This is a genomic window from Sorangium sp. So ce726, assembly GCF_051521405.1.
Classification (GTDB): domain Bacteria; phylum Myxococcota_A; class Polyangia; order Polyangiales; family Polyangiaceae; genus Sorangium.
The window spans coordinates 4369724-4394015 of record NZ_CP150349.1; the positions used below are offsets into that span (position 1 = coordinate 4369724).

Consider the following 24292-nt stretch of genomic DNA (forward strand, 5'->3'; position numbering starts at 1 on the left):
ATGCCGAACATGGCGGGCGCGCGTCGATCACGTTGAGCACGGGGAGCGGGCCCGGAGGGCGCCGCTCCCGCCTCACCCGCCTCAGATGACGCCGAACTTCTTGCCGACCTTCTCGAACGCCTCGAGCGCGTGATCGAGGTGCTTGCGCTCGTGGGTCGCCATGTAGCTCGTCCGGAGGACCTGCTGCTTGGGCGGGACGCCGGGGGTGATGAACGGATTCACGTAGAGCGAGTAGTCGTCGAGGAGCGACTTCCACATCATCACGGTCTTGAGGTCGTCGCGGATGTAGATGGGGATCACGGCCGTCTCGGTCTTGCCGAGCTCGAAGCCGAGCCGCTGCAGCTCCGTGCGCATGTACGTGAAGTTCTCGCGGAGCTTCTCCTGGCGCCAGGGCTCCTCCTGCATGACCTCGAGCGAGGCCATGGCGGCGGCCACGCAGGGCGGCGCGGCGCTCGCCGCGAAGAGGAAGCTGTAGGCAAAATGCTGAATGTAATCGAGCACTTTGCGCTCTCCGACGAGCCAGCCGCCGATCGAGGCGAGCGACTTCGAGAAGGTGCCGCCGATGAGGTCGACCTCCTTCCCGAGGCCGAAGTGCGCGGCGGTGCCGCGGCCCCCCGGGCCGATGACGCCGAGCGCGTGCGCGTCGTCGACGAGGAGCCGCGCCTTGTGCTTCTTCACCACCTCGACGATCCCGGGCAGACTCGCGATCTCGCCCTGGGCGCTGAAGACGCCGTCGGTGATCACGAGGGCGCCCTCGGTGTCGGCGATCTCGGAGAGCGCGCTGTCGAGCGCGGCGGGATCGCTGTGCTTGTAGCGCACCATCCGGGCGCCGGACGCCTGCGCGAGCCGCACGCCGTCGTAGATGGATGCGTGATCGTCCTTGTCGATCATCGCGACGCTCCGCTTGTTGCTGAGGAGCGCCGAGATGGTCGCGATGTTCACCTGATAGCCCGTCGTGAACACGAGCCCCGCCTCCTTGCCGTGGTAGGCGGCGAGCTTCTGCTCGAGCTCGTTGTGGAGGCGCATCGACCCGTTCACGAGCCGCGAGCCGGTCATGCTGGTGCCGTATTTGTCGATGGCGTTCCGCGCGGCTTCCCGCACCTTCGGGTGGGTCGTCAGCCCGAGGTAGTTGTTCGAGCCGAGCATGATCACGGTCCGTCCCTCGAGCTGCGCCTCGGGGCCGTTGTTGAAGTCGAGCGGGCGGAAGAAGGGGTAGACGCCCATGGCGCGGGCGTTGTCCGCGGTCATGAACTTGTACGCCTTCTCGAACACGTCGCGCCCGCCGATCCGCGACAGCGACGTCCGCGCCGCCATCTGGGTCGCGAGCTGCTGCTCGGCCGCCGCGGCCACGTAGGTGCCGGCGCCGTTCGTGCCGGCGCCGTTCGCGCCCACGCCGTTCACGTGCGGGCGGGCGGCGGTGCGCTCGCGAGGGGACTCGCTGCTCGCCGTGTCCTCCACGACCGACAGCCCCGCGCCGCCTGCGGCGGGCGCGGCGGGCTGGCGAGCTGGCGCGCGCGCCGGCGTCGCCCCGTGGACGCCGGCCTCGTCGTCGAGCGCGGGATCGATGTTCGGGAGCGCGTGCCCGTTGAGCAGGATGTCCCAGGCCTCCGCCGCTCGCTCCCGGGCGGCGCGCAGGCGGTTCTTCGCGTCCATGACCCCCGTGGCGAGCCGCATCACGCGATCGTTGCTGACGACACGGACGACCACGCCCGACGAGGTGAGCTTCTTTGCTTGGTCGACCAGACGATCCTTCATCCTCATGCCCTGGCTCCTCACGCGATCGAATTAAGGGGCGCGGTCCTGTCCGCGAAAGCCGCTCCGGTGTGCAGGATCGAGGCCTCTCGGGCCCCAGCTGATTCCCTGCGCGTGTCGCCGCTAAAGCAGCCTGCGCGAGCCGCGTCAACTGCCACAACCGCGTCGTCCGGGCGTGCCACGACCGCCGCGAAGCGCCGTCGCCGCGCACGCGCATTCCGCGTCGCGCAGGGGCGTTCGCGTGGTGCGCGGCGACGTTCGCAGAGCTCGCCCGCCGGGGGCCCGCGCGCGCTTCACCCGACTCCCAAACACCGCGGATGACAGGCTGCGGCAAGGGCAAAGGCGCAACTCGTTGCGGAGTGCTGCGCGCCGGTGTAGGAAAAGTTTTCAGGGTGTATGCGCCGTGTCCTAGTCGTTGACGACGAAGAAAACCTGCGCCTTGTGGTGCGCACCTTCCTCAAGCGGGATGGCTACGAGGTCGAGGCGGTCTCGAGCGGCGAGGAGGCGCTCGCGATGGTCGAGTCGTTCGGGCCCGACGTCATCCTGACCGACGTCCGGATGCCCAGGATGGGCGGGCTCGATCTGCTGGCGACGCTGAAGGCCAAGGGCAACGAGGCCACGGTCATCGTGATGAGCGCCTACGGCAACGTCGACCTGGCGATCGAGGCGATGAAGGCGGGCGCGTACGATTACATCCAGAAGCCGTTCAAGGCCGAGGAGGTGCTGCTCACGCTCCGCAAGGCCGAGGAGCGGGAGGCGCTCCGCCGCGAGAACCGGGTCCTGCGCCAGGAGATCCGGCGGGAGAACCTCTTCGAGGAGATCCTCGCGAAGAGCCCGCCGATGCAGGTGATCTTCAAGACGATCGCGAAGGTCGCCGACTACAAGACCACGGCGCTCATCACGGGCGAGAGCGGCGTCGGCAAGGAGCTCGTGGCCCGGGCGATCCACCGGCGGTCGAGCCGCCGCGGCGGTCCGTTCGTCGCGGTCAACTGCGGCGCCATCCCGGAGAACCTGCTGGAGAGCGAGCTCTTCGGGTACAAGCGGGGCGCGTTCACCGACGCGGTGAACGACAGGGCGGGGCTGTTCGAGCAGGCCAACCACGGCACGCTGCTGCTCGACGAGATCGGCGAGCTGCCGCTCGCGCTGCAGGTGAAGCTGCTCCGGGTGCTCCAGGAGGAGACGCTCCGCCGGCTGGGGGACGGCAAGGACATCAAGGTCGACGTCCGCATCCTGGCGGCGACCCACCGCGACCTCATGGCCGAGACGCAGGCCGGCCGGTTCCGCGAGGACCTCTTCTACCGGATCAACGTGCTCCCGATCGCGATCCCTCCGCTCCGCGAGCGGCGCGAGGACATCCCGATCCTCATGGATCACTTCCTCGCGAGGAACAACGCGCGGTTCGGCATCAACATCCGCGGCTTCGAGCCCGAGGCGAGGCGGCTGCTCCTGGAGTACCGCTGGCCGGGCAACGTGCGGGAGCTGGAGAACACCGTCGAGCGCGCCATGGTGCTCTGCGAGGGCGAGCGCATCGGCGAGGCCGACCTGCCCGAGCGGATCCGCGAGGCGCGTGATCCGATCCAGATGCAGCTGACGAGCGGCGAGCTGTCGATCAAGAAGACGTCCCGCGTCATCGAGGAGATCCTCATCCGGCGCGCGCTCCAGAAGACGAAGGGCAACCGGACCAAGGCGGCCGAGGTGCTGGAGATCAGCCACCGGGCGCTGCTCTACAAGATCAAGGACTACCGGATCGATCTCTGACGACGGCGGGCCGGCTGGGAGTCGACGGTGACGGCGCGGACGGCGCGACGACTGTGGGCGATGTTCCAGATCCGGCCGAGTCGAAGGTCGTTATTTCTCCAGATGTCCGGGAGAGGCTCGCGCCGATGCATGGGTGAACGCGTGACCACACGCGTGACCGCAACCAAGCGCGGGCGGCACAACAGCTCTCTTGCGCCCGTCGCTTCAGGCGGCTACGTCGTCCCGCTCCCCCATGAAGAAGAATTACGTTCTCGACGCGAACGTCCTCCTCCACGATCCGCACGCGATCTTCAGGTTCGAGGACAACGACGTCATCATCCCGATCTACGCGATCGAGGAGATCGATCAGTTCAAGCGGGAGGGCTCCGAGCGCGGGCGCAACGCGAGGACGATCGCCCGGCTGCTCGATGAGGTCCGCGGCGCCGGGACGCTCGCGACCGGGGTGCTGCTCGAGAGCGGCGGCACGCTGCGGATCGCGATCCCGGAGCGGCGGCCGGAGCTGCTCGTGGGGCTGGAGTCTGGATCGCAGGACAACGCCATCCTGCAGACGGCGATCGACTTCCGCGATCGGCACAAGGACCGGCCGACCATCTTCGTGACGATGGACACGAACCTCCGGATCCGCGCCGACGCGCTCGGGGTCCCGGCGGAGACGTACGAGAACCAGCGGGTGCACGACCCGGCCATCGAGCAGTCGGTGGTGGAGCTCGAGGTGCCCGGCGCCGAGGTCGACGCGTTCTTCCAGAACGGCTTTCTCGCCGGCGCCAACCTCGCGGATTTGTTGCCGAATTCTGCGGTTTTGCTCCGCGATGCGGGCGCGCCGAGCCACACGGCGCTCGGCCGGTTCGACGCGGCGCGCGGGCAGATCGTCGCGCTCCGCGTCGGGCGGGAGGGGGTGATGGGGGTCCGGCCGCGCAACAAGGAGCAGGCGTTCGCCCTGGACCTCCTGCTCGACGATTCGGTCCGGCTGATCACGCTGATCGGTAAGGCCGGGACGGGCAAGACGCTCCTTGCGCTCGCGGCGGCGCTCAAGCGGACAACCGAGGACAACGCCTACAGCCGGCTGCTCGTGAGCCGGCCGATCATGCCGCTCGGGCGCGATCTGGGCTTCCTTCCGGGCGACGTGGACGAGAAGCTGAACCCGTGGATGCAGCCGATCTTCGACAACCTCGAGTTCCTGTTCTCGAACGGCGGCACGAAGCCGGGGCGCGACGCGCGCGGCTTCGTGGAGCTCCTGGAGAGCGGGCGGATCCAGGTCGAGCCGCTGACCTACATCCGCGGGCGCAGCCTGCCGCACCAGTACCTCATCGTGGACGAGGCCCAGAACCTCACCCCGCACGAGGTGAAGACGATCATCACGCGGTGCGGCGAGGGGACCAAGATCGTGCTGACCGGCGATCCTCAGCAGATCGACAACCCGTACGTGGACCACGCGTCGAACGGCCTGCTCGTGGTGGCGGAGCGGTTCAGGCGCGAGCGCATCGCGGGCCACGTGGTGCTCGCGAAGGGCGAACGCAGCGAGCTCGCGGAGCTCGCGGCGAACCTGCTCTGAGGCGAGCGGCACCGGGCGCGCGGCGCGCTCACGGCGGGGGGGCGTACGGGGCGGGGGCGTACGGGGCGGGGGCGTACGGGGCGGGGGCGTACGTGGAAGGAGCGGCGGGCCGTGGCGCGGCGTCATCGAGCTAGATCGGCCGAGCGGCCAGCGCCTCCGGCGTGGGTGCCGGACGCGGATCGGCTCCTCGGCGCCGCGGCGCGGCGGATCCGCGTCGTCGGGTCGAGCACGCCGGTGAACCTCGTCGAGGAGCTCGCGCGGCTCGCCAACTCCTGGGCTCGGAGCGGCGGGGAGGTCCCGCGGTTCGCCTACGCGCCCGCGCAGGACCACAGCGATCTCCGGAGGGCGATGGAGGCGGCGGCCGAGCGGCTCGCGGGGCAAGGGGAGCTCGGCGCGGTCTACGCTGGCCGCGCGGGCGAGCTGGCCGCAGAGGCCGCGATCTGCGAGGCCGCGGGCGGGGCGGGGTGCTGGGCCGCCGCGCGCCGCCGCTACGCCGCGCGCGACGCGTTCGATGAGCAGGCGGACGCGCTCGCCGCGACCTGGGTCGAGCAGGAGGCGGGCGCCGCTCCGAGCGATGAGGAGCAGGTGCGGAGCGATGACGCGCGCTCGCCCCGGTCGCTCGTGTCGCGGATGCGCCGCGAGATCGGGGAGCGGCGCCTGCCCCTCCGGGTCGTGATCGCCGACATCGCGCCGCTCGCCGCGACGGGCGACGGGGTGATCCAGGTCGCGCGGGGGCGCATGCTCACGCGCGACGACGTCGAGCGCACGGTGCTCCATGAGATCGAGGGGCACGCGGCGCCCAGCGTGCGCGCCGCGGCGCTCCCGCTCGGGATCTTCGCGATCGGGACCGCGAACGGGGGCGACGATCAGGAGGGCTGGGCGCTCGCGCGCGAGCGCGCCGCGGGGTACCTGGTCGGCTCCCGCCGGATCGAGCTCGCGTTGCGCCACCTCGCCGCGCGGAGCGTCGAGCGCGGCGCAGGCTTCGTCGAGACCGCGCGGCTGCTCGAGGCGCGTGGCGCGCGTTCCACGGCGGACGCCCTGCGCATCGCGGCGCGCGTCCACCGGGGCGGCGGCCTCGCGCGGGAGGTCGTCTACCTGCCAGCGCTGCTGCGGGTCGAGGCGCTGCTCGTGGAGCAGCCAGCGCTGGGGCCGGTGCTCGCCTCCGGCCGGGTCTCGGTGGGCGCCGCAGCATCGCTTTCGTCCTGGGCGACGGAGAGGTGATGGACGGCGGTTGCCCAGCTCGACTGGTGTTGCCCGGCTCGACCAGGAGAATGGGAAGCCGGGAAGAAAAGTCCGATCCTCGCTGAACTTCATGCCTTCCTGTGAAACCGATCCCATGAAATGAAGGCAGCCCCGGTCGGGTGAGGAGCGGGCGAGAAAGGGGGCTGCGTGAAGGGAAGGATCACTCCAGCCGTGCGAGCACGGCATGGAACGCGCTTGACGTGGTGGCCGGCGGGCGGGCTGCCTCGCGCGTGGGGTCGCATCCAGGTCGACCGCGCGGCGTGCGGTGGCGGTCCTGGGAGCGCGCGGCGCGGACGGGCCGGCGTGCGGAGGCGGGCATGAACTCGAAGAAGGCCATGGAGAGGGAACCCAGACGGCCGCCGAGGGGAGGCGAGGCCCCGACGGTGGTCCTCAAGGGGGACCTCCATGTCCTGGATCTCGGCGCGGGCCTGATGCTCGACGTGTTCATCAACGTCGAGGGGCGCCTGACGACCTTCGTCAGCCTGGATGGCCAGCTCATCGCGGAGCTCCGCGTCGCGGGTCTCGCCTGAGGTCCCGGGCCGATCAGGGGCCCGAGAACTCCCGGACGACGCGGAGGATGCCCTCCCCGTAGCTCGAGATCTTCGCCTGCCCCATGCCGCGCGCGAGCGCGAGGTCGTCGAGCGACGCGGGCCGGATCCGCGCGATTTCCCGGAGCGTCCGGTCGTGCGCGATGACGTAGGCGGGCAGCGACTTCTCCTTGGCGAGCGCGGCCCTGTGGGCGCGGAGCGCCTCGAACAGCGGCACGTCGCGCTCCTCGAGCTCGACGCCGGGCTCCGCTTGCGCGCGCGAGGCGGGGAGGGGGGCGCCCGGCGCAGGGCGCGCCGCGTCGTCGTGGGTCGCTGCGGACGCGAACGCCTGCGGGGCCGGCTGCGTGCGCGCCCGCGTGGAGGACGCGGCCGCCAGCGCCGCGCGGCGCGGTCGTCGGCGCGCGGCGGGGACCGGGAGCCGCACCCGCGCGGGCACGTCTCCGCGCATCACGCGCCAGCCCGCCGGCGTGATGAGGGGGACGGGGAACTCGCCGGTCGTGAGATCGATCCAGGCGTTGGCGAGCAGCGCGCGGAGGATCGACATGGCCTCGTCGTGGCTCTTCCCCTCGAGGACGCCGAATGTCGAGAGCCGGTCGAGCCCCATGCGGCGGACGCGCTCGTTCGATTCGCCGATGAGCATCGACGCGACCGCCTGCATCCCGGCGCCGCCCTTCACCCGCGCGACGCCGGCGAGCGCGCGGCGCACGAGGTCGTTGTCGCGGGCGAGCGCGGCCGGGTCGCTCGCCTCGAGGGCGTCGACCTCCAGGCAGACGTCGCAGTGGCCGCAGCCGCCGAGCGACTCGGCCTCGTCGCCGAAGTAGCGGAGGATGAAGTCGTGCCGGCACGTCGCGGCGTCGACGTAGCGGAGCAGCTCGCGGAACAGCCCCCAGGCGCGCGCGGCGTCGTCGGCGTTCGCCTCAACGCCCCCCTCGCCGAGCTGGCAGAGCCGGCGGCGCAGCGCGATGTCCGCGGGCGCGAACAAGAGGAGGCCGCGGGCCGGGTCGCCGTCCCGCCCGGCGCGGCCGACCTCCTGGTAGTAGGCCTCGATCGACGACGGCGGCTGGGCGTGCACCACGAGGCGGACGTCGGGGCGATCGATCCCCATGCCGAAGGCGTTCGTGGCCACGACCACGGAGAGGCTGCGATCGGCGAAGCCCGCCGAGAGGCGCGCGCGGGACTCGGGGGCGAGCCCGGCGTGGTACGCTTCCGCGTTCCAGCCGGCGTCGCGGAGCGCCTCGGCGAGGCGCTCGGCTCCCTTGCGGGTGGCCGCGTAGACGATGCCCGCCCCGCGGGGCCGCCCGGGATCACCGAGGGCCTCCAGCAGCGCGCGCGCCGTGCGGCGCCCGGCCTCGCGCGGGCCGTCGACCGCGGAGACCTGCAGGTGGAGGTTGGGTCGGGCGAAGCCGCGCAAGATCACCTTGGGCGGCGGCTCTTCGGGGCCGCGCCCGCTCACCGCGTCGCCGCCGCCGTCGCCCGCGCCGTCGGGCGCGGGCAGCGGCCAGCCGAGCCGGCGGATGATCTCGTCGCGCGCGTCGGGGGTCGCCGTCGCGGTGCAGGCGAGGACCCGGGGCGGCCGGAGCCGCGCGAGCGCAGCGCCGATGCGCAGGTAGTCGGGCCGGAAATCGTGCCCCCACTGGACGATGCAGTGCGCCTCGTCGACGGCGACGAGCGAGAGCCGGCTCGCGGCGAGCGCCTCGAGGAACCCGTCGAGGGCGAGGCGCTCGGGCGCGGCGTAGACGAGCTTGTACTCGCCGCGGCGGAGGGCGGCGAGGCGGCGGCCGTTCTCCTCGCGCGCGAGGCTGGACGCGATGAACGTCGCGGGGATGCCGCGCGCCTCGAGGGCGCGGACCTGATCTTCCATCAGGGAGATGAGCGGGCTCAGGACGAGCGTCGTGCCGGGCAGGGCGACGGCCGGGAGCTGGTAGCAGAGCGACTTGCCGCCGCCGGTGGGGGCGACCACGAGGACGCGGCCCGCGCCCCCGAGCAGGGCCTCGATCGCCTCGCGCTGCCACGGCCGGAACGCGGCGATGCCGAACCGCTCAGCGAGCACGGCGTCGAGCGACGGGGGCGGGCTCTCCGGCGGGCGCAGCGGGGAGGGGGCGAGGCGCTCGGTCACGATCGGCGAGGGGCGTTCAGCGAAGACCATGGCGGCGTCGTCGAGCGAGCGCCGTGCCTGCCGCGAGCCCTAGCATTTTCGTGCGCTTGCGTCGCCCGGGGGGTGGCGGCGCCATGGCGGAGATCAGGTCTGGACGACGCCGATGCCCTTGGCGAGCGATTCCATGTCGTCGAAGTGATAGACGTGGCGACCGCTGCGCCCGTCGAGCGCGGCGGCGACCATCGCGCCGGCGACGGTCCGCGCGTCGATAGGCCGGTACCTGCGCAGGCCGCCCTTCATCGTGAACCGGAGCGTCTGCGCCGCCGCGACGCCGATGGCCTCGCCCTTCCTGACCTCGCCCCGCTCGCCGAGGAGCAGGCTCGGCCTGAGGACGTGGACCGCCGCGAAGCTCGCCGCCGAGAGCTCCTGCTCGAGCTCGCCCTTCACGCGCAGGTAGAAGCTGGTCGAACGCGGATCGGCGCCCACGGAGGAGACCAGGACGAACTGCTTCACCCCGGCCTTCTCGGCGAGCCTGGCGATGGTGATGGGGTAGCGATAATCGATCTCGTAGAAGGCCTCTTCGGAGCCGGCCTTGGCGATCGTCGTCCCGAGCGCACAGAACACGTCGCTCACGCCGGCGAAGTCCGCGCCCTCGAGCCGGTCGAAGTCGACGATGCGCTGGGAGAGCCGCGTGTCCTCGATCGGGGCCGGGCGGCGGAGCAGGGCGACGACCTTCGTGTACGCTGGCTGTTGCACGAGGAGGCGCAGGCAGTGGCCGCCGACGAGGCCCGTTCCTCCCACGATGAGAGCTGTCTTGTCGACCGTCATGTCTTCCATGTCCGTGCGGAATCACCCGCGGAGAGCGCCGCCGCGGGGATCCACAGCCGTACCACGCAGCGTAACGCAAGCGGCGCGCGAACCATAGCGGCCGGCCGTGCGCGGCGCGAGCGGACCGACGGCGCGGCCCCCCCACGCTTCCTTTCCTGGTGTGTCCGGGCGCTACATGCGCTGTCCCTGGGCAGTCACGCGCCGCGCTCGCCCGGAGCAGCATAGACGGACGACCGTAGAGCTCCATCGAGCTGCCGGCGCTGGAGATGGCTGTACGCTGAAGGGGGGATGATCGCACATCTCCTGTGATCTCGCGGGCGCCTCTCGGAGCGAGCGTGCGAGATGTGCCTTGAGCGGGGCGCCCGTCTCCTGCGCCGCGGCGGCGCGGGGCCCCGCGCGGCGCCTCACGTCACGTGAGCGGCGCGCTGGTGGCCTTTTGCGAGCGCTTCGCGCGCTGGGCCTGCGAGCGCTTCGCGCGCTGGGCGTGGAAGGCCTTGACCGCCATCGGGATGACCAGCTCTCGGTGCTTGGGTACCAGGTTGTTCGGCAACTGCTCGACTGGCCACCAGGTGCCCGTGGCCGGGACCTCGGCGAGCTTCGCCTGATGGACCCGGGAGAGCATCCAGCCGCGCGTGGCGGCCGAGAAGTAGTCGCCGACGAACGTGAAGTCGGAGATCGTCATCCCGACCCGGTGGAGGACGTGCTCGGGCTGCTCGCCCGGCGAGAGGACGCTGCCGGGGCAGCACCACTCTCCAGGGCCTGCCGCCGACGCTCCGCGCTGTGTCAGGAGCACCTCGAGGGCGCCAGAGTCCGCGTTCCTCCGGAGGCATACGGCGTCCGCGGCGAGGTGGATGGGGAGCCGTGAAAGAGCGTTGATGAGCGAGCTGCCGAGCGGCTCCCGTGGATCGACGTACCCGAGGAGCCAGCCGGCCATCGACTTGATGAGCCTCATCTCGGCACCCTCCGCGAGGGCGTGCGGCAGGGCCGCTGGGGCACCGCCTGCCGGGCGTTCAGGCGAGCGCGTCGGCGCTGTTCAGGGCTGGACGTCGTGCCAGGGTCGTTCTTCGCGCTGCTGCCGGGGCGGCGCGGCCGGGTCGATGGGATCGAGGTTCGAGTTGGATCTTTCATAGAGGTTGCTGCGTTGGTGTCGTTGTGCGTTGTTGCATGATGTTGCGCAGGTTCAGATCTTCATGTCGTTTCTCCTGGGATGTCGGGCTGCGCCGACGACGTTGAGGAGCGTACAATGCGCTCTGTTTCTTTGTCGTTTCAGTCATGCAGCTCGGACGTGAATCATTGTCCTGCGTTGTTGCTCGCGTGTCTCGCCGAGCGCCTGACGCCGGTGTTCGGGTGTCGTGGGTGAGAGTCGCTGGTGCTCAGGGCAGCGCGAGCGCGCATGCCTGCGCCGGGGCTTCGATGACATCGCGGTGTCAGCCGGGCAGTCGTCGCGTCGTCCGCGCTGGCCCGCCGGCTTCATCCTCCTCGGCGCCCTCGGTCACCTCCGCCTCGACGTCGATGACCTGCCATGACGCCGGCTGCCCGCGGGACGCGCCAGCGCGCCCCTCGGCGCGCTCGACGAACGGCCCGCCGCCCAGATCGATGACCTTCATGCTGAAGAACGCGCCGTTGCCGGGGCCGTCCACGCCGATGCCGGCGGCGCTCGCCGCGGCCACCCGCCGCTCGAACCGCTCCCGCACCACCGCCGCGATGCGGCGGCGCACCGGCGGGAGCAGGAGCAGGAGCCCTGCCACGTCGGTTAGCACCCCCGGCGTGACGAGCAGGGCCGCCCCGAGGAGCACAAGGAGCCCTCCTGTGAGCCCCTCGTCCGGGACGCGGCCCGCGGCCATCGCGCCGCGCCACGAGGCGAGCACCTTGAGCCCCTCGCGCTTCGCGAGCGCTGCGCCGAGGACCGCCGTCCCGAGCGCGATCGCCACGGTAGGCCAGAAGCCGATGACGTCGCCGATCGACAGGAGGAGCCAGAGCTCCAGGATCGGGAGCGCCGTGAAAAGCAGGATGAGCTTGCCCATGACCCCCGTCGTCTAGCGCCGCCCGTCGCGCCGCGCACGCGTGGGGCCGCCCGCCGCCGGCGTCGCTCCCGAGCGCCATCATCGCGCACCGCGGCACGCCGTCATCGGCCGCCGCTGAGTCCCGCGAGGCCGGCTGTTCCATGCTTCGCCATGGATCCTGCGCCGGAGTACCGGCCGCGGTGAGAGTGCGCTAAGAGCGCTTGCCCCGGAGAAATCCATGACGACTGTCCCCGTGGAGCAGGAAAAGGTGGAGGCGTGCCGCGCGTTTGCCGCCGACATCGCCGACGAGGTGCAGCGCTTCATCGACCGCCACACCACGGTCGGCGTCGAGCGCACCGTCGCCCGCGCCTACGGCGTGGTCGGCGCCGACGCCGAGGGGACGCCGCTCGTGAACGCGCTGGTCGATCGCATCCACAGGGCGGGGCAAGCCGGCCGCGGCGTCGCGTACCACCTCGGCCGGGCGCTCTGTGAGGGCGCCGGCTCGGTGCAGGAGGCCGCGGAGATGCTGGCGTTCAGCGAGGCGGCCGACCTCGGCCCGGGGCCCTCCGCGGCCGAGGCGCGCGGCGCGCTCGAGGCCGCGACGCGGGAGGCGATCGCCCGGATCGACAGGGCCCGCGACGAGCGCGAGGCCAACAAGGCGGCGCACCGGGTCGGCGTCGCGCCGCTCAAGTACGTCATCGTCGCGACGGGCAACATCTACGACGACGCCGTGCAGGCCAAGGCCGCCGGGTTCGCTGGCGCCGACATCGTCGCGGTGATCCGCGCGACCGCCCAGTCGCTCCTCGACTACGTCCCGGAGGGGCCGACCACCGAGGGATACGGCGGCACGTACGCGACCCAGGAGAACTTCAGGATCATCCGCCGCGCCACCGACGAGGCGACCCGCGACACCGGCACCTACCTCGCGCAGACGAACTACTCGTCCGGCCTCTGCATGAGCGAGATCGCCTGGATGGCGGCGGTGGAGCGGCTCGACATGCTGCTCAACGACGCGATGTACGGGATCCTGTTCCGCGACATCAACATGCAGCGGACGTTCATCGATCAGTATTTCTCCCGCAGGATCATCGCGAGGAGCGGCATCGTCATCAACACGGGAGAGGACAACTACCTCACGACCGCCGACGCGGTCGAGAAGGCCCATACGGTGCTCGCGTCGCAGTTCATCAACGAGGCGTTCGCGCGGCGCGCGGGCCTCCGCGAGGAGCAGATGGGCCTCGGCCACGCCTTCGAGATCAACCCCTGGCTCGAGGACAGCCTCCTCTTCGAGCTCGCCCAGGCCCAGCTCGTCCGGCAGATCTTCGACCGGCACCCGATCAAGTGGATGCCGCCCACCAAGTTCAAGACAGGCGACATCTTCCACAGCCATGTTCACGACGCGATGTTCAATCTGGTCGGAATCACCACCGGCCAGTCGATCGAGCTGCTCGGGATGTTCAGCGAGGCGGTCCACACACCGCTCCTCATGGACCGGTACCTCTCGTTGAAGAGCGCCCGTTACGTCTTCACTGCGGCGCGCCACCTCGGCGACGAGATCCAGTGGAAGCCGGGCGGCATCGTCGAGCGGCGCGCCCGCGAGGTCCTCGACAAGGCGCACGCGCTGCTGCACGAGGTCGATCGGGAGACCCTCTGGGACGCCATCGGGCGCGGCGCTTTCGGCGACGTCAAGCGCACGCGCACCGGGGGAAAGGGGTACGCGGGCGTCGTGGTGCGGCACCCGGAGTACGTCAATCCGATCCTCGACGTGCTGGAGCGGCCATAAGCCGACCGGAATCTGCGAGCATGGGCGCATGAGCGGAAGGACGCCCGAGGGGACACGGCGCGGCGGTTCGCCTTACCGGAGCGACGCGACCGATGCGGTGCGCCTCGAGATCCTCGCAGATCGGGTCGAGGAGCAGCGGCAGGCGCTCGACCGACAGCAGCGCGCGATCGACGAGCTCAGGGAGGAGCTCGAGCGGATGCGCGCTCAGCTCGCTCACCTCCCGGCGCCCGCGCCCCCCGCGAAGGCAAAGCCGCCGAAGAGGGACGACGTCCGCCGCGCTGCCGAGGATCTCCTGCGCCGCGCGGGTCGTCTTCCCTCGTCCGAGGTGTTCTCCGAGCTGCGCAAGCTGGTCGACGCCCACCCGTCGCACGGCTTCATCGAGGAGCTCGTCGATCGGGTCCACTGCGCCCGCTGCGCGCGGCGGATCCGACGCCCGGACCCCAGCGAGCCGGCCCACCACGAGCGGTACTGGTCGGGTCGATGCCCGCGCTGCAACGAGCCCCTCTCCTTCCAGCGCTGACGCGCCGATCGAGGGGAACGGAACGATCGGAAAAGGGACCGCCGAGGCGCCATGGACGCCAGGAACCCCTGGATCTCTCCTCCTTACATCCTGGCGTCTCACTCCCTTCTCGTCCCAGCACAGCGCCAGAGTCGGGCTCGAACCGCTCGGGGAAGCCACGTCACTGGAGTCTTCAAAAGGCATGCTCTCTGAGCTTTCGTGTCGTTTTCGCTCGCTCTCTGCGACGCGATCGCCCTAGCCGCGCGAGGCCGCCTGGCGCTACTGTCAACGAGGGATCGGCGCAGTCCGCCCCCTGTAGCCTGTAGACGGAGGTGAGCATGACACCGCGAAACATCCTGCGTGCGTATGGCGACCGCGAGGGCGACGGGATGGTCCAGATGTCGTTCACGCTCCGCGTCCTGCCGGGCGACCGCGCGCGCGAGGCGGCGAAGCGCTTTGCCGAGTCGCACGGCCTGCGCGATCCGCTGGTCACGGCCATGGAGCAGGCCAGCCGGGAGCACACGTATTTCGTCGTTTACGGGCACTCCCAGCACGGGGTCGACGTCTCGGACATCGAGGTCCAGGAGCTCGCCGCCCAGCCGCTCACGCGGGACGACATCGAGGCGCAGGCGAAGAAGCTCGGCCGCAAGATCGTGGTCGTCGGGGCCTGCACCGGCAGCGACGCGCACACGGTCGGCATCGACGCGATCCTGAACTACAAGGGGTTCGCCGGCGAGAAGGGGCTCGAGAGCTTCAAGTGCTTCGACGCCCACAACCTCGGCGCGCAGGTCGAGAACGCCGAGCTCTGCGAGAAGGCCAAGGCGCTCGGCGCGGACGCGATCCTGGTCTCGCAGGTGATCACCCAGCGGAACTGCCACAAGGAGAACGCGGCGGCGCTCGTCGACCTGGCGACGCGCCAGGGCTTCCGGGACAAGGTGATCCTGCTGCTCGGTGGCCCGCGCATCGATCACAACCTCGCCGTCGAGCTCGGCTTCGACGCCGGCTTCGGCCCGGGAACGAAGCCGATCACCGTGGCGTCGTTCCTGATCGAGCGCCTCGTGGGCCGGGCGTAGGCGGTCAGGCGACGAGCAGGTGGTAGGCGGCCGAGAGCTCGGCGAACCGCGCGGTGCGCTGGGCGCCGTCGTTGGCGTGCGCGGCGGCGCGGTCGGGGTGCAGGGACGCGGCCAGGCGGCGGAACGTGCGGCGGATCTCGGCCTCGGTCGCGCCCTCGCGCAGGCCCAGCACCTCGAGCGCCCGGCGACGCGGCTCGTCCACGCGAGCGGCGCGCGGCGGAGCGCTCCGCGGCGGCGCGCTCGCCGGCCCGCTGTGCGCGGCGCGCGCTGACGCGCCGCTGCGCCGCTGCTGATCCCGCGCGCGCGGGCGGCCGTGGAGGAAATCGCTCGGCGAGAGCGGGCCGGTCTGGCGCAGCGACCCGGCGAGGGGCCTTGCCGTGTGGAAGCAGATGGTCGCCTCCTCGATGCTGAAGAGCGCCTCGAGGCGCGCGCGGAGCTGGATCCGGAGCGCGCGGTCGACGGCGCTCGCCGGGATGAGCCCCGCCGCCACGAGCACCTCGCCGGTCCGGCGCCCCCGGTGCGCGGCGACGAGCGCGGCGAGCCGCTGGATCGACGGCTCGGGCGCAGAGCCCTCCTTCGCGAGGATCTCGCCGAGGCGGGGCACCCGGAGCGGCGTGTCGACGGCCGTCACGAGGCCCGAGAAGAGCTGGATCCTGTGCTGGCGGCCCGGCACCGTCGAGCCGCTCGGCGTCCGGAGCTCGCAGAGCTCCAGGAGCCCGGTGGTCTTCTCGCGGTGCAGCGCGCCGAGCAGGTCTCCCAGGGTCGACGTGGAAAGGCGGCTGGGCAGTTGCATCGAACGCGGCGTTATCACTGCCGCGCTCGATCGGCCAAGGAAGCGGCGCGGGCGCTCGGGAGCGCGGACGTCGCCCTCGCCGGACGGGCCCGCTCGCGCGCACCGTCGCTCGGCCCGCGATCGGCCGTCGCTCGGCCCTCGCTCGGCCCTCGCTCGATTGCGCGCGCTTGCGCGCACGAATGTGTGCCCGGGCCGAGGCCCGCCGTGCGAAGCTCCGCGCGAAAACGGCACGGCGCACCGCGCCGGCGCGCGGATCAGGAGGAATCTGCGATGGGCTTGCTCGACGGAAAGGTCGCGATCATCACGGGAGCCGGCGGCGGGATCGGCCGCGAGGAAGCGCTGCTCTTCGCCCGGGAGGGCGCGAAGGTCGTCGTCAACGACCTCGGCGGGACGCGCGACGGGTCGGGCTCGAGCGACGCGATGGCGGCGCAGGTCGCGGAGGAGATCAAGGCCGCGGGCGGGCAGGCCGCGCCGAGCTTCGACAGCGTGGCGACGCCCGAGGGCGCGGCGAAGATCGTGAAGACCGCTGTCGATGCGTTCGGCCGGGTCGACATCCTCGTGAACAACGCGGGAATCGTCCGCGACAAGACGCTCCTCAAGATGGATGAGGGCATGTGGGACGTCGTCATCGCCGTTCACCTGAAGGGGACGTTCCTTTGCACGCAGGCCGCTGCGAAGCAGATGGTCGCGCAGGGCGGGGGAGGGCGGATCGTCAACACCACGAGCGTCTCAGGGATGCTCGGCAACTTCGGGCAGGCCAACTACGCGGCTGCCAAGGCCGGCATCTACGGCCTGACCCGCACCGCCGCGATCGAGCTGCAGAAGCAACGGATCACCGTCAATGCGGTCGCGCCCATCGCCAAGACGCGTATGACGGAGGATCTGCCCATGTTCCAATCGGCGGGCGACACGCTCACGCCGGCGCACGTGGCGCCTGCGGCGCTGTTCCTCGCGTCCGATCTGTGCGCCGACAAGACCGGCAACGTCCTCGCCGTCGCCGGTGCGCAGATGTACATTTACAAGGTCGTCCAGAGCCCCGGGAAGTTCAAGGACGAGGGCGGCGTCTGGACGGCGCAGGAGATCGCGGATCACTGGGACGCGATCATCAAGGTCTGATCGTGACGCCGGCGCGACGGCGCAGGGCGCCTCGCCGAGGGCGGGCGCGGCCGGGGCGCCGGCGCGCCCGCCCAGGGCTGCGCGCGAGCCGACCGTTGCTGCGCTGATCCCTGGATGCTAGGTTCGAACCGCTTCCGGGGTACGTTTGGCGCATCGGCGCACTGTTCGAGCAGGTCGTTCACGCGGAGTCTGGAGGTGCCACCGGTGACCGTCTTTCGCTGCTGTTACGGCTGCGCCATGTCGCGCGGTGCGGCCTCTGCAGCGCGGAGGCGTTGAGCGCCGTGTCGCGTGACGCCCACATCCCGCTCGCCCTGTGGATCTGCGCGGCGATCGTGGCGCACATGGCGGGCGGCGGCGGCGCGGTCGAGGTGGCGCAGGTCATCGAGGATCGCGCCCAGCTCCGCCAGATGGTCCACGCGGTGAGGGATGGCCTTCGGCCGGGCGACACGACGTTCGAGATCCTGACCGACGGCGCGACGCTCACGCCGCCCCCCGCCCCGCTGGCGCCGCCGGAGCGACCGTCGGACAGCGAGCCGGACAAGGACGCGACGCCGGATCCGCAGCAGCCGAAGCCCGAGCCGACCAAGGCGGCGACGATCCCGCGGAAGCCGCCGAAGGCCGAGCCGCCGCGCCAGGCGAAGGCGCCTCCGCCCGCGCCGCCAAAGCCTGAGCCGCCCAAGGAAGAGGTGGCCAAGATCGTACCGGTCCAGCCGGCGCCGCCGCCGCCGCTGCCGCCGGCAGATCAACGGATCGCCATCCGTCAGCACGTCCAGAAGGACCAGCAGGACAACCCCGAGGCGAACCGGATCGCGGACGACGCCAACAAGGTCGACGAGGAGACCATGGCGCAGATCCGCTCGAAGGATCAGGACGATCCCGAGCCGACGCCCGGGACGCCGTCGGGGCCGAAGGCGCCGACGGACATGGTCGGCGACAGCGACCACGATCACAGCGGCCACAGCGAGGAGCGCGCCGGCAACGAGAAGCACGCGCCCGGCGAGGGGAACCCCGAGAGCGAGAGCGCGGAGCACCACAGCCCGGCGTCGCCGGCGCAGGCCGCGCAGGCCTCCCGGTCGGCGCCCCCCCCGAGCGTGCCGGGGGCGAGCGGCGGCGCTCGCGTCGCGCAGGCATCTCCCGCGCTTCCGCCGCCGGAGAAGGGCGCCGCGGGCGGCTCCGGCCCGGCGTCGCCCGAGGTGATCGACGGCGCGCGCGGCGGCTACACCCTCAATCCGGCGAACCCGGGCGGCGACGGCAAGAGCCGCGTGGCCGGCAAGAAGGCGACGCCGCAGCCCTACCAGAGCCCGGTCCGTGTCGGATCCATCGGCCTCGGCGCGCCGGGGCTCCCCGGCGGGCCCAACCTCAACCTGGACATGGCCGGCGTGCAGGCGGCCGTCGGCAACGAGAAGCTCAGGGCGGAGCGGGCCTCGGATGGCGCCTCCCGCAGGAGCGCACACCGGGGCTCGTGGGAGACGACGGACAAGTGGAAGAAATGGCGTGCCGCGATCGAGAACTACGACCCCTCGGTCAAGCCCGGCAACCAGACCTCGCTCAACGCCGCGCGGGTGCCGTTCGCGACGTACATCAACATGATCCACAACCGGCTCCACCCGATCTTCGCGGAGGAGTTCCTGGCGTCGCTCGAGAGCTTGCCCTCCGGGCACGCGTTCAACCAGAACCGGGTCACGCACGTGGAGATCGTCCTGAACAAGGACAGCGGCAGCGTCGTGCGCCTCGGGGTCACGAGGCCGAGCGGGATGACCGCCTTCGACATCGTCGCGCTGAACTCGGTGCACCGCGCGTCGCCCTTCGGCAAGGCGCCGGACGCGATCGTCTCGCCGGACGGCAACGTGTACCTGCACTGGGAGTTCCACCGGGATCCGTACGACGCGTGCTCGACCCGCAACGCCCGCCCGTTCCTGCTGAAGGCGCCCTCCGGCGCCGCCCCGATCGAGCCGGCGCCGGTGCGCAGGGGGCCGCGCCTCGTCCCGGGCGACGAGGGGGCGCCAGCGCCGCCAGGTCCGCTGCTTCCGCTCGGGCGTTAGGTCCCGGCTCTGCACCGGGACCGCGGCGATGTATCCTCCGCGTCATGCCGAAGGATTCCGACGAGGCCGTTCGAGTGACCAACGCGCGCATCGAGGCGGCGCTCGCGGATTCCCCGGCGTTCACCCGAGTCGAGCCGCAGTTCTACGTCGTCCGCCAGGGGACCGCGTACGTCTACCTTCATGTCCTTCCATGGGCGCCCGATCGCGCGCTCGTGCGGCTCGTCGCGCAGCTCGCCCGCGGCGTCGAGATGACGCCGGACCTCGCGATGAAGCTGCTCCGCCTGAACGCGCGCATCCGCTTCGGCGCCTTCGGTTACGTCGCGCAGGGCTCGTGTGTGGTCATCGTCCACACGCTCCTCGGTGGCGAGACGCTCGACGCCGACGAGATCCTGGTCGCCCTCCGGGATCTGTCCGTGCTCGCGGACGAGTACGACGACCGCATTGTCGAGGAGGCCGGCGGCCAGCGGATGCAGGACCTGATCGACGCCTCGGCGACCGCCGCGGTCTTCACCGATCTCGACGCCCCCCGCGCCTGGGACAAGGGCTGAGCGACGGGCGCTCTTCTTTCATGCTCCTCAACATCGATCTCCCACCCGAAGGCCCTCCTCCCTCCGCCGCGCCGGACGCTGCTGCCTCGCCTCCTCGCGGGGAGGGCGGTGAGCCTCCTCCCTCCGCCGCGCCGGACACCGTCGCTTCGCCCCGTCGCGAGGAGGGCGGCGAGCCTCCGCCCGCCGAGCGCCGGTCCTCCGCCGCCGGGCGGCCTCCGCTCGCCGGCCTGCCTGTGCTCGCGCTCATCCGGCCGCTCGCCGTCCTCGCCCTGCTCGCGATGATCCTTGGCCGCATGGTCGCGCCCGCGATGGTCGGCCTGGCGGTGGGCATCGAGCGCGCTGTCCACATGATCGAGCTCGCCGGCGCCGGCGCCTCACAGCTCTTCGCGATCGGCGCCATCGTCGTCGCGATGGCGCTGATCAGCGCGGTCGTGCGGAGCCGCGTCCCGTACGCGCTGCGGATCGGCGCGATCGTCGCGGGCAGCTTCGTCATCCTGGTCGTGCTGCACGCGACGGTGCAGCGCGTGCCCGATCTGTCCGCCGCGCTCATCGGCGTGAGCGCCGCGATCCTCGCGCTCGCCAGCGCGTGGGAGGCGCTCCGCGTCCCGTTCGTGCGGCCGGTCGCGGCCGCGCTCGGGCTCGTCGGCGCCTCTGCGCTCGTGCGGCTCGCCGGCGTCCTCCTGGCCGTGTGGGCGAACGACCGTGGCTCGAAGGCGCTCGCCGGCGCGACGAGCTCTGTCGCGACCGCCGCGTTCGCGCTCGACGCGCTGGCCGTCCTCGTGGCGACGGTCGCGCTCGGCGCGGGCCGCGAGGCGCGGCCGCGTGAGGCCGAGCCATCGCGGCCGCGCCTCGTGAGCCCGCTCTCGCTGGTGGCGCTCGCGTCGGCGCTGTTCGCCACGCGGGCGGCGCTCGCGGGCGCCGCCGACGACGCATCCATGGTCGAGGCGCTCTTCCGCCGCGCGCTCGACCGGCTGCTCACCCGCCCCGCTCCGGTCGTGCCGCTCTCGATGCAGCTCTTCGTCGCCGCCCTCTCGGTGGTGATCGCCGCGCTCGCGCTCGTCGCCCCGCCGCGGCTGCCGGCGCTGGGCGGCGCGCTCGCGCTGCTGCTCGTCGCGGGCAGCGCCCCGGAGGTGCCGCTCGGCGCGCTGTCGCTGGTGATCGCCGCCCTCTGCATTGCGCTCGCGGCCCGCGACGAGCGCGGCTTGTGGGCGGCCATGCTCGCGAACGAGCGCGAGCGCACCTCGAGCTCGCTCCCGGGCGCCGGGAAACCGGACATCACCGGCGGCGCGTCAGGTTGACGCGAGCGACGACACTCGTTAAGCACGCCCTCGCTGTGCGGAAGAACAGCGCGCGGCATTGCACCCGCTGCTCGCCAGAAGGACGCGGGGGGAGCCGCCGCCCGGTCCAGACGGTCCCTCCTTCCAATAGTGGGGTGCAGGTTTGTGTGATACGGGCTCAGCCGCTAGTCAGGCGAGTGAGGCGTACGAAGGTACGCCGCAGCGAGCCGAACGACGCGGATGAGCCCGTAGCGCACGAAGATGCGGCCCGCTTAGCCAGGTCAGGCTCGGAGGGGCACGAACCAGGCTCGCGTGGCGCGCCGCGGGCGCGGGAGAGTCCTCATGTATCGTCGCGATCTCGCCTCGCTCTCTGCTCTCGCGCTCACCGCGCTGGTGCTCGCAGGGTGCCCCGAGGAGCCCTCGAAGCCCAGCGGCGGCACGGCCGCGACGGCCACCACCGCGGCGCCCCCGGTGGCCTCGGTCGAGAAGCCCGCAGCGGCTCCGCAGGGGTCTGAAGCGCCGAAGGCCACAGCGCAGGCGGCCGCCCCGGCTGCCCCCGAGGGCAAGGGGATCATCAAGGGGGTCGTCAAGTTCACGGGCAAGCCGGTCGAGATGAAGGTTCCCACCGCGCGCAAGGACGCCCCGGTCTGCCAGGACAAAGATGTCCTGTACAACGCTGTTGTCGTCACCGATGGCAAGCTCAAGGACACCTTCGTCCGCATCGCGGTCGGGGGCGTGCCGGGCAGCTGGAAGGCGCCCGACGCGCACGCGGTGGTCGACCAGCAGGACTGCATGTATGTGCCGCGCATCCAGGGCGTGGTCTCCGAGCAGCAGGTCGACATCAAGAACAGCGACCGGACGCTGCACAACGTGCACACGTACAAGGGCTCTGAGACGCTGTTCAACCAGGCGCAGCCGGGGGGCGCCGCGCCGCTCACGAAGACGTGGAAGGACGGCATCATCAAGCTCACCTGCGACGTCCACCCATGGATGCGCGGCTTTGTCGTGGTGACGGATCACCCGTTCTTCGCCGTGAGCGGCGATGACGGCTCGTTCACGATCGAGAAGGTCCCTGCCGGCAAGTACAAGCTCGAGGCGTGGCACCCTCACTATGGCCTGAAGACGGCCGACGTCGCGGTCGCGGACGACAAGCCCGCCCAGGTCACGTTCACGTACGCCGGCACCGAGCCTGAGCCGGCGGAAAACAAGGACGAGCTCAAGGGCCTTTGGTGAGATCCACGGCAGCGCCTGGGGCAGGCGTCGCCCCGCCCCGGGCCGCCCGGCTGGCGGCGAGCGGCGCGGGGGAGCGACCTTTCCAGGCTCGCTCGACGCGCAAAGAACGGATGAGCACGCCACGACGGTTGCCGCAAGGCGACTCGTGCCCTAAAGGGAGGCGGGCGACAACTGACGAACTCGACTCCCCGAGACGTGTTGTGCGCGCTAGTCTCCCGGCCCCGATGCTGTTTTCTCCCGCCTCCCGCGCTCCGGTGATGACGCCGTTTTTCAGTCTAGCTGTCCCGAGACCAGGGATCTTCGGAGATGTCGCGCGAGCGCGCGGCGCGGGTGCTGGGCACAGCAGCGAGGTGCACGCGTGACCATGAGCGTCGAGCAGGCCGCCGAGCGCGCCCCGGTCCCCTACGTTCGCCAGGCTGAGCCGTCCGAGGGGGGCGGCTGTGCGGTCCCCACGAGCGCGCGCCCGCTGCTCAAGGGAGCGGCCGATCTCGTGAGCCTCACCAAGCCGCGCATCACGAGGATGGTGGTCGCGACGATGCTCGGCGGCATGTGGGTCGCGAGCCGTTACCTCCGCGCCGGACTGGCGGGAGAGGCCGCGATCGAGCGCGCGGCGGTGCCGCCGGCGCAGCTTGCGCTGGCGTTGCTGGGGACGGCGCTCGTCGTGTCCGGCGCCAACGCGCTCAACATGTACATCGAGCGCGACACCGATCTGCTGATGGAGCGGACGCGGAGCCGTCCCTTGCCGGCGCGGCGGCTTTCGCCGGAGCTGGCGCTCTGGTTCGGGATCGCGCTCTCGGCCGCCTCGATTCCGGTGCTGTTCGTCGGGGTGAACGCGACCACGGGCGTGCTCGCCGCGGTGGCGCTGCTCAGCTACGTCCTCGTCTATACCCCGCTCAAACGCCGGACGACGCTGTCGCTGCCGATCGGCGCGATCCCCGGCGCCATCCCGCCGCTGCTCGGGTGGACGGCCGTCACAGGGCAGATCGACGCGCCCGGCTTCCTGCTCTTCGCTGTCATGTTTCTCTGGCAGATCCCGCACTTCCTCGCGATATCGCTCTTCCGTCAGGACGAGTACCAGCGCGCTGGGCTCAAGGTGCTGCCGCTCGAGAAGGGCGATCTCACGACACGGCGCCACATCGTCGGCTACCTCGCGCTGCTCGTGCTGTCCTCGGTGCTGTTCGTCCCGCTCGGCGTGGCGGGCCCTGTCTACCTCGGCGCCGCGGTCCTCCTCGGCGGGGCGTTCTTCGGGCTCGGCGTCTACGGTCTCCGCGCGGGCACCGGCGCTCGCTGGGCGCGTCAGGTCTTCTTCGCCTCCATGGTTTACCTGGTGCTCCTCTTCGCTGCGCTGATGATCGGCGCCTGAGCGGCGCCTCGTCGCCTTGACGCACCGGAGACAGGCCCTTAAGCGTCACCGAATGGTCTCAACGGAGCCCACGCGCCACGCGAGCGGCGCTCTGCCGCCTGCGGAGCCGACCGGCCAATCACTTCCGTCCGACCGCGGCGACGCGGGGAGGCCTCGACGCGGCGGGCTCGTGGGCACGCCGGTGTTCTGGGCCGCGCTCCTCGCGCTGGTCGGGCTCGTGGCGCTCATCACCATGGGGGTCGCCGGGCGCGCGCTCCACGGCCAGGCCACGGAGCCGCCCGCGATCCGCATCCCGCTGCCCGCCTTCGAGCTCACGGATCAGCGTGGCGCGCGGTTCGGGCTGGAGCAGCTCCGGGGCCGCGTGTGGATCGCGGACTTCATCTTCACGACCTGCCCGACCGTCTGTCCCAAGCTCACGCAGCGCATGAGCGAGATCGAGCGCCGAGGCCGCGATCTCGGTGACGCGCTCCACCTCGTGACATTCACCGTCGATCCGGAGAACGACACCCCGGCGGTGCTCGCGGCCTACACGGCGTCGCAGCGGCTCCCGCTCGAGCGCTGGACGTTCCTGACAGGCCCCCTCGATCAGATTGAGTCGACGGTCCTCGACGGCTTCAAGATCGCGATGGGCAAGAAGGAGTCGAGCCCTGGCCTCTTCAGCATCTTCCATGGCGAGCGCCTCGTGCTGGTCGACCAGCAGGGCGTGATCCGCGGCTATTACGAGGCGAACGACGACGGGATCGACGCGATCCTGCGCGACGCGGGCGCCCTCGTGAAGTCGAGGTGA

At 71.6% G+C, this 24292-nt stretch carries 20 protein-coding genes; 14 read left to right on the forward strand and 6 right to left on the reverse strand.

Annotated features, from left to right (window positions below; translation table 11 throughout):
• Positions 1-81 precede the first annotated feature (81 nt).
• Positions 82-1761, reverse strand: coding sequence for an aminotransferase class I/II-fold pyridoxal phosphate-dependent enzyme (locus WME79_RS16375; protein ID WP_437536385.1), 1680 nt, complete (start codon positions 1759-1761; stop codon positions 82-84).
• Between the two features lie 387 nt (positions 1762-2148).
• Here WME79_RS16375 and WME79_RS16380 point away from each other — a divergent pair, with 387 nt between their 5' ends.
• The 4 genes from WME79_RS16380 (at position 2149) to WME79_RS16395 (ending at position 6834) form a co-directional block, all read left to right on the forward strand.
• Complete coding sequence (locus WME79_RS16380) at positions 2149-3510, forward strand: sigma-54-dependent transcriptional regulator (protein WP_437536388.1); 1362 nt, start codon at positions 2149-2151, stop codon at positions 3508-3510.
• A gap of 232 nt (positions 3511-3742) precedes the next feature.
• Positions 3743-5062 carry a PhoH family protein gene (locus tag WME79_RS16385; RefSeq protein ID WP_437536391.1) on the forward strand — a complete coding sequence of 440 codons (1320 nt, stop codon included), beginning with the start codon at positions 3743-3745 and terminating at the stop codon, positions 5060-5062.
• A gap of 111 nt (positions 5063-5173) precedes the next feature.
• On the forward strand, positions 5174-6283 hold the full coding sequence (locus WME79_RS16390; protein WP_437536394.1) for a tyrosine/phenylalanine carboxypeptidase domain-containing protein: 1110 nt from the start codon (positions 5174-5176) through the stop codon (positions 6281-6283).
• A gap of 338 nt (positions 6284-6621) precedes the next feature.
• Positions 6622-6834, forward strand: a complete 213-nt coding sequence (locus WME79_RS16395; RefSeq protein ID WP_437329659.1) for a hypothetical protein — start codon at positions 6622-6624, stop codon at positions 6832-6834.
• 13 nt (positions 6835-6847) lie between these two features.
• Here WME79_RS16395 and WME79_RS16400 read toward each other — a convergent pair whose 3' ends face one another.
• From WME79_RS16400 to WME79_RS16415, 4 genes are all read right to left on the reverse strand, one after another.
• Positions 6848-8998, reverse strand: coding sequence for a RecQ family ATP-dependent DNA helicase (locus tag WME79_RS16400; protein WP_437536397.1), 2151 nt, complete (start codon positions 8996-8998; stop codon positions 6848-6850).
• A 93-nt stretch (positions 8999-9091) separates the two neighbouring features.
• A complete protein-coding gene (locus WME79_RS16405; protein ID WP_437536400.1) occupies positions 9092-9784 on the reverse strand; it encodes an oxidoreductase in 693 nt (230 codons plus the stop codon).
• Between the two features lie 400 nt (positions 9785-10184).
• On the reverse strand, positions 10185-10727 hold the full coding sequence (locus WME79_RS16410) for an NUDIX hydrolase (RefSeq protein ID WP_437536403.1): 543 nt from the start codon (positions 10725-10727) through the stop codon (positions 10185-10187).
• A gap of 475 nt (positions 10728-11202) precedes the next feature.
• Positions 11203-11799 carry an FxsA family protein gene (locus WME79_RS16415; protein ID WP_437536406.1) on the reverse strand — a complete coding sequence of 199 codons (597 nt, stop codon included), beginning with the start codon at positions 11797-11799 and terminating at the stop codon, positions 11203-11205.
• Between the two features lie 217 nt (positions 11800-12016).
• Here WME79_RS16415 and WME79_RS16420 point away from each other — a divergent pair, with 217 nt between their 5' ends.
• The 3 genes from WME79_RS16420 to WME79_RS16430 all read left to right on the forward strand — a co-directional run bounded on the left by WME79_RS16420 (position 12017) and on the right by WME79_RS16430 (position 15133).
• Positions 12017-13561, forward strand: coding sequence for a lysine 5,6-aminomutase subunit alpha (locus tag WME79_RS16420; protein ID WP_437536409.1), 1545 nt, complete (start codon positions 12017-12019; stop codon positions 13559-13561).
• A gap of 28 nt (positions 13562-13589) precedes the next feature.
• Positions 13590-14081 carry a hypothetical protein gene (locus WME79_RS16425; protein ID WP_437536412.1) on the forward strand — a complete coding sequence of 164 codons (492 nt, stop codon included), beginning with the start codon at positions 13590-13592 and terminating at the stop codon, positions 14079-14081.
• Between the two features lie 317 nt (positions 14082-14398).
• Positions 14399-15133 carry an OAM dimerization domain-containing protein gene (locus WME79_RS16430; protein WP_437536414.1) on the forward strand — a complete coding sequence of 245 codons (735 nt, stop codon included), beginning with the start codon at positions 14399-14401 and terminating at the stop codon, positions 15131-15133.
• Between the two features lie 4 nt (positions 15134-15137).
• Here the strand turns inward: WME79_RS16430 and WME79_RS16435 are convergent, their stop codons facing one another.
• On the reverse strand, positions 15138-15926 hold the full coding sequence (locus WME79_RS16435; protein WP_437536416.1) for a J domain-containing protein: 789 nt from the start codon (positions 15924-15926) through the stop codon (positions 15138-15140).
• Between the two features lie 270 nt (positions 15927-16196).
• On the opposite strand from WME79_RS16435, the gene WME79_RS16440 reads away from it, so the two are divergent.
• The 7 genes from WME79_RS16440 (at position 16197) to WME79_RS16470 (ending at position 24292) form a co-directional block, all read left to right on the forward strand.
• The gene (locus WME79_RS16440) at positions 16197-17042 is read left to right on the forward strand and encodes an SDR family NAD(P)-dependent oxidoreductase (RefSeq protein WP_437536419.1); all 846 of its coding nucleotides are present in this window, start codon (positions 16197-16199) and stop codon (positions 17040-17042) included.
• Between the two features lie 281 nt (positions 17043-17323).
• Positions 17324-19084, forward strand: a complete 1761-nt coding sequence (locus WME79_RS16445) for a hypothetical protein (protein WP_437536422.1) — start codon at positions 17324-17326, stop codon at positions 19082-19084.
• Between the two features lie 44 nt (positions 19085-19128).
• Positions 19129-19632, forward strand: coding sequence for a T3SS (YopN, CesT) and YbjN peptide-binding chaperone 1 (locus WME79_RS16450; protein ID WP_272098114.1), 504 nt, complete (start codon positions 19129-19131; stop codon positions 19630-19632).
• Positions 19633-19652: 20 nt separating this feature from the next.
• Positions 19653-20930, forward strand: a complete 1278-nt coding sequence (locus tag WME79_RS16455) for a hypothetical protein (protein ID WP_437536425.1) — start codon at positions 19653-19655, stop codon at positions 20928-20930.
• A gap of 321 nt (positions 20931-21251) precedes the next feature.
• Complete coding sequence (locus WME79_RS16460) at positions 21252-22142, forward strand: carboxypeptidase regulatory-like domain-containing protein (protein WP_437536428.1); 891 nt, start codon at positions 21252-21254, stop codon at positions 22140-22142.
• Positions 22143-22506: 364 nt separating this feature from the next.
• A complete protein-coding gene (cyoE, locus tag WME79_RS16465; protein ID WP_437539858.1) occupies positions 22507-23505 on the forward strand; it encodes a heme o synthase in 999 nt (332 codons plus the stop codon).
• 52 nt (positions 23506-23557) lie between these two features.
• On the forward strand, positions 23558-24292 hold the full coding sequence (locus WME79_RS16470; RefSeq protein WP_437536431.1) for an SCO family protein: 735 nt from the start codon (positions 23558-23560) through the stop codon (positions 24290-24292).

What these genes read in the sequence shown, in the direction of transcription:
- WME79_RS16375 (WP_437536385.1), bottom strand. Translation starts at nt 1,761, where the DNA reads ATGAGGATGAAGGATCGTCTGGTCGACCAAGCAAAGAAGCTCACCTCG.
- WME79_RS16380 (WP_437536388.1), top strand. Translation starts at nt 2,149, where the DNA reads ATGCGCCGTGTCCTAGTCGTTGACGACGAAGAAAACCTGCGCCTTGTG.
- WME79_RS16385 (WP_437536391.1), top strand. Translation starts at nt 3,743, where the DNA reads ATGAAGAAGAATTACGTTCTCGACGCGAACGTCCTCCTCCACGATCCG.
- WME79_RS16395 (WP_437329659.1), top strand. Translation starts at nt 6,622, where the DNA reads ATGAACTCGAAGAAGGCCATGGAGAGGGAACCCAGACGGCCGCCGAGG.
- WME79_RS16400 (WP_437536397.1), bottom strand. Translation starts at nt 8,998, where the DNA reads ATGGTCTTCGCTGAACGCCCCTCGCCGATCGTGACCGAGCGCCTCGCC.
- WME79_RS16405 (WP_437536400.1), bottom strand. Translation starts at nt 9,784, where the DNA reads ATGGAAGACATGACGGTCGACAAGACAGCTCTCATCGTGGGAGGAACG.
- WME79_RS16410 (WP_437536403.1), bottom strand. Translation starts at nt 10,727, where the DNA reads ATGAGGCTCATCAAGTCGATGGCCGGCTGGCTCCTCGGGTACGTCGAT.
- WME79_RS16415 (WP_437536406.1), bottom strand. Translation starts at nt 11,799, where the DNA reads ATGGGCAAGCTCATCCTGCTTTTCACGGCGCTCCCGATCCTGGAGCTC.
- WME79_RS16420 (WP_437536409.1), top strand. Translation starts at nt 12,017, where the DNA reads ATGACGACTGTCCCCGTGGAGCAGGAAAAGGTGGAGGCGTGCCGCGCG.
- WME79_RS16425 (WP_437536412.1), top strand. Translation starts at nt 13,590, where the DNA reads ATGAGCGGAAGGACGCCCGAGGGGACACGGCGCGGCGGTTCGCCTTAC.
- WME79_RS16430 (WP_437536414.1), top strand. Translation starts at nt 14,399, where the DNA reads ATGACACCGCGAAACATCCTGCGTGCGTATGGCGACCGCGAGGGCGAC.
- WME79_RS16435 (WP_437536416.1), bottom strand. Translation starts at nt 15,926, where the DNA reads ATGCAACTGCCCAGCCGCCTTTCCACGTCGACCCTGGGAGACCTGCTC.
- WME79_RS16440 (WP_437536419.1), top strand. Translation starts at nt 16,197, where the DNA reads ATGGGCTTGCTCGACGGAAAGGTCGCGATCATCACGGGAGCCGGCGGC.
- WME79_RS16450 (WP_272098114.1), top strand. Translation starts at nt 19,129, where the DNA reads ATGCCGAAGGATTCCGACGAGGCCGTTCGAGTGACCAACGCGCGCATC.
- WME79_RS16455 (WP_437536425.1), top strand. Translation starts at nt 19,653, where the DNA reads ATGCTCCTCAACATCGATCTCCCACCCGAAGGCCCTCCTCCCTCCGCC.
- WME79_RS16460 (WP_437536428.1), top strand. Translation starts at nt 21,252, where the DNA reads ATGTATCGTCGCGATCTCGCCTCGCTCTCTGCTCTCGCGCTCACCGCG.
- cyoE (WP_437539858.1), top strand. Translation starts at nt 22,507, where the DNA reads ATGAGCGTCGAGCAGGCCGCCGAGCGCGCCCCGGTCCCCTACGTTCGC.
- WME79_RS16470 (WP_437536431.1), top strand. Translation starts at nt 23,558, where the DNA reads ATGGTCTCAACGGAGCCCACGCGCCACGCGAGCGGCGCTCTGCCGCCT.